Source organism: Streptomyces sp. NPDC088354 (assembly GCF_044753585.1).
In the GTDB taxonomy this organism is placed as follows: Bacteria; Actinomycetota; Actinomycetes; order Streptomycetales; family Streptomycetaceae; genus Actinacidiphila.
Genome location: NZ_JBIVNJ010000117.1, coordinates 1 through 3974 on the forward strand (window position 1 = coordinate 1; position 3974 = coordinate 3974).

A 3974-nucleotide genomic window follows, 5' to 3' on the forward strand; every position below is an offset into this window, starting at 1 on the left:
GGCGCATCTTCCGCCACGCCCGCTGCAGCCCCAACCGCCTGTCGTCAGCAGCCAAAGCCATCCTCACCCTGGAGAAGCAACGCTGAAAAAGCTCAGTGGCAGACTGACGGCACATCGAAGCTCCGGTTGGACAGGGCGACTTGGGAAGGTCACCCCCTCCACGGGAGCTTCGATGCGTTCGTAGCGGCCACCAGCACATCGTCACACCGCTGTGACCAGCACACCTACATGATCAACCCGACTTTGAAACGGCCCTGCCCCCGTCCCCATCGATTACCGCTCAGTGGCGTGTGCGACCACTCCTCATACCCGGTGGCGGGCCGTGCCCATCGGAGTGGAGACATTGGAATCTCGTTGAACGACCCAAAGATCTTATCCGGTCTGCATCCTGTGGACGATTAGGGCGCGATTTTCCATCTGGTGCAAACAACTCATTGGCGCAGCCTCGGCCTTGCGATGGCGCTTATGCATATTGTAAATGTATGCCACTTCATGGAAGCTGCACGCCACATGTGCTCGACGCGCTTCGCAGGGGAGCGTTAAGTGTTGTTGAAAGTCGAACTAGTAGTACACTTCAGCTTGCATCGCGATAGCAGGACCGGCGGCGACTGTGGCGACGCGGGTCACTGCTGTTAGGCGTCAATTACTCGACACCTCCCACATGGGAAGGCGATGTACCTATGCAGAAGATTCGGCGATTGGCAGGCTTAGTAAACCCATGTTGAGTCGCGACAACGCCATTACTTACCGCGCAGAGATAAGGCTGAGCGCAAAACAAGCTGAAACTTCCGAACGGTATTTTCTGTCCGAGGATGATAGTCCCTTTGGGCAAGACGGCCCCTTCTCGCATCTCACTCGGCTTGCCGTCCCACGTTCCGCCGCATCTCGCGGATTCCGTTTCAGCGCTGACGGTCACCTAATCGATGGGTTGCTCTCCGCCCAAATTTACGTCGATTCCCTTACCGGGATATCTGGGAACAACTCTTCCCAGGATCCGATAATCGCCGACGTAGTCACCTCGGGGGGGATTGAGTTTCAGGCGGACAAAAGTTCGTACTACGTCCAGCCGGGGCAGATCTGCGTTCGTGATTCGAAAGCTTCCTGGCGTTTCTCCTGTTCGTCGGCCACGACTGTCCACGTCATTTCGATCCCGCGCCACGCAATACTTCCGTACATCGGATCAACAAACGTCCTTGACCAGGCATACGTGTCGGACAATGCAATGCCTGAGGTTAAATTTCTCCTTAGGTACCTCGAGGTAATAAAGAGAAGCAGCAATGAAATGGAGGCGTCGCCAACGGCACGGCAGATGGCGCTTGGGGCATGCGCAAGCCTGCTCACGCGCATCGTCTCGGAGCGTCCCGGTTTAGCGTTGGATGACCACCCTGGGGCAATTGTGGCGGCAGCTAAGATCATAATTGAAGAAAATATTGGACGTGAGGACTTGTCTCCCGCTGTGGTTGCCCGGAGTGTGGGAGTGTCAGTTCGGACGTTGCACCGGAGCTTTTCTGCGACAGAAGATTCCGTGATGGCATTCGTCCGGCAGCGGCGCATGGAGGAGGCTCACGATGAACTAGTGAACCCAGGCAAGAGAACCGCGATAGCGGAGATTGCGGCACGTTGGTGTTTCTCGGATGCGAGTCACTTCATTAGAAAATTCAAGGCCGCCTACGGCTCCCCGCCTACCGCTTACTTGAGGGAACTAGGGAAGAGACCCTGACGGCATACCATAATCGAGCTGGCAGTTCAGGCATCAGCCGCCCCTGTACTTCGGTTGGTAGACATGATAGGGCTATGCCGACTGGTTCTTCGTCTCAGATGCGATATATTTCCAGGTCGATGGTAGCTGCTCCATGACGGAAAATTGATCCGATCCGTTACCTCGAAGCCTTGGTGAACGAGGGTGCACAGCTTGAACAGTAGCCAAGCACGGCCCCATCCACACAGGGTGTGGCGCAACGCTCTCGTGAATGAACTTATACGCAGCCGCTCAACTGGACTCCTCCACCTCGCCTGGCTTGGACCAGAATTTCACCCACCACCTCAGGATGCTTCCTATGTCACCTTTCATGCATCGGCTGCTACGTTCCGCTCAGGTCTACACACGCACGGCTCTTGAGGTTGCGGTCCTCGGTGCGGGGCCGGGCCTCATGATAAAGGAGCCTGCTTCTCTACCCGATACGGACCCCACGGCCGAAACTCTTGGGCAGGGGCCAGAGGTTGGCCTCGGTCCAAAACCATGAACCGAGGCAATAGGAGCAGCGGAGTCGAACTTCATAACCGTGAAAGGGACTGTATGGTCTCGGGTCATACCCAATTTTTGGTGACGCCCTGGGCTCTGGGGCAGATGAGGAAAACGCGTTGGCGTAGGAAGTAGTGTCCGGCGCGACGGTAGGTCTGTCGCTTGAGCAACTTGATCTTGTGGTTGACGCCCTGGGTACGACCGTTGTGCCCAGGCAACGTGAGAGCGGTATATTTTCCGGTCCGGAAGCACCTAGATCCGCTCGCCGACGGTGGCGTCGATCACGATCGTGTGTAGCGGTGCCCCGTATACAGGGGCAACTCGTCGATGCAGGTCGGCACGTGGTGCAGTCTGCCCGGCAGCTGGGTTCCGGTCGAGTCGGCCAGCGCAACGCATATCCCGTCGACCACCGTCTGCTGAGGCCGGAGTGCGACGCTGGTAGCGCGCCAGGCCGGTGGCCTGCTCGGGGAAGGTGACCGTCTCGCTGCCGGGATTCTCGCAGTACAGTCGGTGTACTGATTAATCGATCACGCCTGACCGCCTACCGCCTCTCTGCGACATGCCGCACTTACCGTGAACGCTCCCAGTCCGCGCCTGTCCGCGCTCCGGACACACTGCCGGATCGTCATCCCTGGTCTGGGCCGTGATCCGCAACAGATCCCCCCCACTGACCTCCACTCGCTTGACCTGCACCGCGGCCAGTTGCGACAGCACGTCGACCCACGAAAAGGCACACGGCCAGCGTGGCACTGGCAAATGGCCGATGTCACAAATGAGTTTAGGGCGATCACCGGCTACGAAATCTTGTAAGTTCCATTCGTTTGACAGACCCGCGCGTTGTGCTTGGCGCGCCGGCGTAAGGACTCGGTCCACGACGCACTACGCGGCAGGGGCGCTGATCAGCAGCGAGCCGTTCGGTGCGCAACCCACCTGAAGAGACGGCTGACGAGACGTCAGTCGAGTTCAGTGTCGTCGATCCAGTTACCGTGGAAGCCGAATGGCACACGGTTGGGCAGGTGCACCCTGGCGATGGGCGTGGTGGTGATGTCGGCAGCGTCGAGAACGACAAACTCGGCGCGGTCGACATTGGCGTCATGAACGACCGAGAGGATCCAGCCGTCGTCCTCGCTTTGGCATTTGGTCGGGGCACGAAGGCGGGCTCCATGGGTACCCGGGCCGGGCCGTAGTCGTGAATCTTGGTGTCACCAGTGTGGGTGTCGACCTTGATCAAAGGGCCGGTGCCGAAGCCGTCGATGGGGTCGCGTTCCACGTCGTCGGTGATCAGTAGCCCGTGTGCGCTGAAGCATGCGAACCATCTGTAGCGGTGCGGGCGCCCGCTCCGCGCGGGGTCGATACGGGGGAACTCGACACGGTGCTGGCTGATCAATTCTTCGTTGACGGTGCCGCGGTCGGTGTTCACTGTCCAACGGACCAGACTCGGTGTGGCATCGCTGGGTCCCCAGATGTCGTGGACGAACATGGTGTCGTAGCGCACGACGTCCATGGTCAGTGAGCCATCGGCGTTGTCGAAGGCGTTGAGGACGTGAAAGACGAAGCACCGCGCGCTTCAATCCACTGCACCTGTTCGGCGGTGCCGCCGACGGGCAGGATCCCAAGCCGCGCAGAGTGCTGGTCGTCTCAGCTTGACTCTGTCGGGGATCTTGGAGTTCCTCGGTGCGCCAGCGTGATCAGCGGGCATGCTCGGGACTGTTCGCAAGCCGATGCAGTTGCC

General features: G+C 59.2%; 1 protein-coding gene and 1 pseudogene. One reads left to right on the plus strand and one right to left on the minus strand.

Annotated elements, in window-relative coordinates:
* Positions 1 to 928 precede the first annotated feature (928 nt).
* Complete coding sequence (locus ACIP98_RS41990) at positions 929 to 1720, plus strand: helix-turn-helix domain-containing protein (RefSeq protein ID WP_401982119.1); 792 nt, start codon at positions 929 to 931, stop codon at positions 1718 to 1720.
* A gap of 1475 nt (positions 1721 to 3195) precedes the next feature.
* Here ACIP98_RS41990 and ACIP98_RS41995 read toward each other — a convergent pair.
* Positions 3196 to 3746 (minus strand): annotated as a pseudogene (locus ACIP98_RS41995) (carotenoid oxygenase family protein).
* Between the last annotated feature and the right edge of the window lie 228 nt (positions 3747 to 3974).